Origin of the sequence: Mesorhizobium sp. M7A.F.Ca.US.005.03.2.1 (assembly GCF_003997795.1) — a bacterium.
In the GTDB taxonomy this organism is placed as follows: Bacteria; Pseudomonadota; Alphaproteobacteria; order Rhizobiales; family Rhizobiaceae; genus Mesorhizobium; species Mesorhizobium ciceri.
Genome location: NZ_RZRP01000727.1, coordinates 1 through 3,235 on the forward strand (window position 1 = coordinate 1; position 3,235 = coordinate 3,235).

4 protein-coding genes are annotated in these 3,235 nt (G+C 63.7%); 1 reads left to right on the forward strand and 3 read right to left on the reverse strand.

Features of this window, described 5'->3' with window-relative positions; all coding sequences use genetic code 11:
- Positions 1-435, reverse strand: a 435-nt coding sequence (locus EN991_RS29140) for a FixH family protein (RefSeq protein WP_127370043.1), incomplete at its 3' end; no start/stop codon positions are given.
- A 152-nt stretch (positions 436-587) separates the two neighbouring features.
- Between EN991_RS29140 and EN991_RS29145 the strand changes: the two genes are divergently transcribed.
- The gene (locus tag EN991_RS29145) at positions 588-1,508 is read left to right on the forward strand and encodes a sugar kinase (RefSeq protein WP_127370041.1); all 921 of its coding nucleotides are present in this window, start codon (positions 588-590) and stop codon (positions 1,506-1,508) included.
- 11 nt (positions 1,509-1,519) lie between these two features.
- On the opposite strand, the gene EN991_RS29150 is transcribed toward EN991_RS29145, so the two are convergent.
- Both EN991_RS29150 and EN991_RS29155 read right to left on the reverse strand, forming a co-directional pair.
- Complete coding sequence (locus EN991_RS29150; RefSeq protein ID WP_027160469.1) at positions 1,520-2,542, reverse strand: aldose epimerase family protein; 1,023 nt, start codon at positions 2,540-2,542, stop codon at positions 1,520-1,522.
- Positions 2,543-2,634: 92 nt separating this feature from the next.
- On the reverse strand, positions 2,635-3,235 hold a 601-nt coding region (locus EN991_RS29155), incomplete at its 5' end, for an aldehyde dehydrogenase family protein (protein WP_127370042.1).

Sequence of the window (3,235 nt, forward strand, 5' to 3'; positions counted from 1 at the left end):
GAACAGTACGGTATCGGAGCCGGCGCCGGATGAGATGGCGAAACGAAGTTGCCACCAGCCGCTCATGGTGAATTTCAGCCCCTCGATGCGGTAACGGCCTTCGCCCAGGTAATCGGTGACCTGCGGGCTGGTCGGCAGGCCGTGATTGTGTTGCGGCATGCCGCCGGAGATGGCGATCGCGGCGCGCTCCACCGAAGCCCCTGTCTTTGTCTTCAGGGTCAGCAGCCAGGATTCCAGTTCGCCCTGCCGCACCACGCCCCGTTCCGGCACGAAACTCGCCACGTACAGCCCGTTGTCGGTTTTCTTCGTCCGCGCGACATCCGGGCCGGCTGGCAGCGACGAACGCGGCGCCGCCAGGAAGACGACCGCGAGAATGCCGACCAGCAAGGCAGCCAGACCAAGACCCGCCAGAAGATAACGCCATATCGATGCCAAACCGGTTCCTCTTCTGCAGACAACGCTCTGCCGAACGGATCGCATCCCGCCAGCCTGTGGGAAAACGCTGTGGCGGAAAAAACCCTGCTTGCCAAGCATGGCGCTGCCGATGGCAAAAAGCTACAGCACCGGGAAGCACTGGAGGATTGTAGATGGCGGGAACCGGCGTCGCCTCGATCGGCGAATGCATGCTCGAACTGTCGGGCCAGACCGGACCGAACTGGCGCATGGGCTTTGCCGGCGACACGTTCAACACGCTGTGGGCGCTGCACGCGCTGAGCACTGAGCGGCCGGCAACCTATGTCTCGGCCTTCGGCGACGATCCGTTCTCGCAAGCCCAGATCGATTTCTTAGGCCAGAACGGCATCGGCATCGGCTCCAGCCCGATCATAGCGGGCGCACGGCCTGGCCTCTATGCCATCACGCTGACCGGGGCCGAGCGTTCCTTCACCTACTGGCGCGGCGACGCCGCCGCGCGGCAGCTCGCCTCAGACCCGGTTGCATTGTCGAAAAACCTGGTAAATCAGGCGCTTGTCTATTTTTCCGGAATCACTTTGGCAATTCTGGATGAGGCCGCGCGCGCCGTATTGCTGGCGGCCGTCGCCAAGGCGCGCTCGGCCGGTTCACTTGTCGCCTTCGATCCCAACTACCGGCCGCGGCTTTGGCGCAATCGCGAGGATGCACAGGCAGCGATCGTCGAAGCCCTTGCCGCCACCGACATCGCATTGCCGACTTTCCCCGACGAGCAGATGCTGTTTGGCGATGCAACACCGCAAGCGACCGCAAAGCGACTCAGGCAACTGGTTAGCGAGGTCGTCGTCAAGAACGGCGAGCAGCCCGCCCTGATTGCCCAAGGAGAAACACTACGCGAAGTCCCGGCGATCCATGTCGCCGCCCCCGCCGATACGACCGGCGCCGGCGATTCGTTCAACGGCGGCTATCTTGCGGCTCGTCTTGCCGGCCACGACCCGCAGGAAGCCGCGCGCCGTGCGCATCGTGTCGCCGCCGCCGTGGTGCAAGTGCGCGGCGCGCTGGCGCCGTTCGAGACGCTGCGGGCGGCTTTCGAAGGCTAAGGTCGGAAAAACTAGGGCAGGCGGAACCTGTATTCCGTGACGTGGTGGTAGATCGCGCCCGGCCACAGCGTTGCTTGCGGGAAATAAGGCCGGTTCGGCGCGTCCGGCCAAATCTGCGGCTCCAGGCAGAAGCCGCAAAAGGCCTTGTAGTTCCGCCCTTCCAGCCCGGTGCGCGGCGTCACATACTGGCCGGTATAGAGCTGGACGCCGGGCTCGGTGGTCCAGACCTCCATCTCGACACCGGAACTGGCGCCTTGCGTCCATGCCGCCTGCTTGAGCGGCCCGCGTGCCGAAGCAAGGCAGAAATTCTGGTCGTAGGGCAGTTGATCACCCTCGGTTTCCATGCGCAGCGGCCGCGCCTGGCGGAAATCGAATGGCGTGCCGTCAACCGGCTTGACCACGCCTGTGGGGATCATGTCGCCATCGACCGGCAGGTAGGCGCCGGCATTCAGCATCATCCTGTGGTCGAGAATGTCGCCTGCGCCGCCATCATCCAGGTTGAAATAGGAATGCTGGGTGAGATTGCACAGCGTCGGCTCCTCGCAGGTGGCGGTCAGCTCGACGCTGAGCGTGCCGGGGATCTTCAGCCGGTAGGTGCAGGTGACGTCGAGCGCGCCGGGAAAACCCATCGTGCCGTCGGGATCGTGCAGCGTCAGCGTGACGAAATCCCTGCCATGCAAGGAAACCGTCCACGCCCGGTGGGAGTAACCTTGCGAGCCGCCATGCAGCGTATGCTTGTCGAGGAAGTTTTGCTCGGTCTGGTAGCGGCTGCCGCCAATGGTGAAGCGGCCGTCGCGGATGCGGTTGGCATAGCGGCCGACGACCGCACCGAAGAAGGCCGTATCCGTCTCGTAGCCTTCCAGACTGTCATAGCCGAGCACCAGCGGAGCATCGTGCCCGGTCAGGCGCAAATCCTGGATGATCGCGCCCAGACCGATGATGTTGGCTGTGATGCCGCCGCCCCTGATCGTGAAGCGACGCACCTGCTCGCCAGCCTGCGTCGTGCCGAAAACCTCGCCGTCCTTCATCGCCATGCCCGTAAATGCCAGTTGATCCAGAAGACTTCGGCTGGTTTTTCCATGAGAGATGGGCAGGCCATCGGCCTCCCCATCCCAGGGATAGCCTATCAGAGGCCGAGGCCGCCGATGCAGACATATTTGGTGTCGAGATAATCCTCGATGCCCTGATGCCCGCCTTCCTTGCCGAGGCCGGATTCCTTGACGCCGCCGAACGGCGCCTCCGGCGTGGTGATGAGGCCTTCATTGACCCCGACCATGCCGTATTTCAGCCCTTCCATCACTCGGAAGGCGCGGCCGAGGTCACCGGTGTAGAAGTAGCAGGCAAGGCCGAATTCGGTGTCGTTGGCGAGGGCGACGGCTTCCTCTTCGGTCTCGAACTTGAACACCGGTGCGACCGGGCCAAAGATCTCTTCCTTCATGAAGCGCATCTTGGGTGTCGCGTTGGCGATGACCGTCGGCTGGAAGAACGAACCGCCGAGCGCATGGCGCTTGCCGCCGGCAACGATCTTGCCGCCCTTTGATGTGGCGTCGGCGATCAGTTCCTCGACCTTCTCGACCGCCTTCTCGTCGATCAGCGGCCCCTGCTGCACGCCGTCCTCGAGGCCGGAGCCGACCTTCAGCGCGTTGCTGGCGGCAGCGAGCTTCTCGACGAACTTGTCATAGACACCTGCCTGGACAAGGAAGCGGTTGGTGCAAACGCAGGTCTGG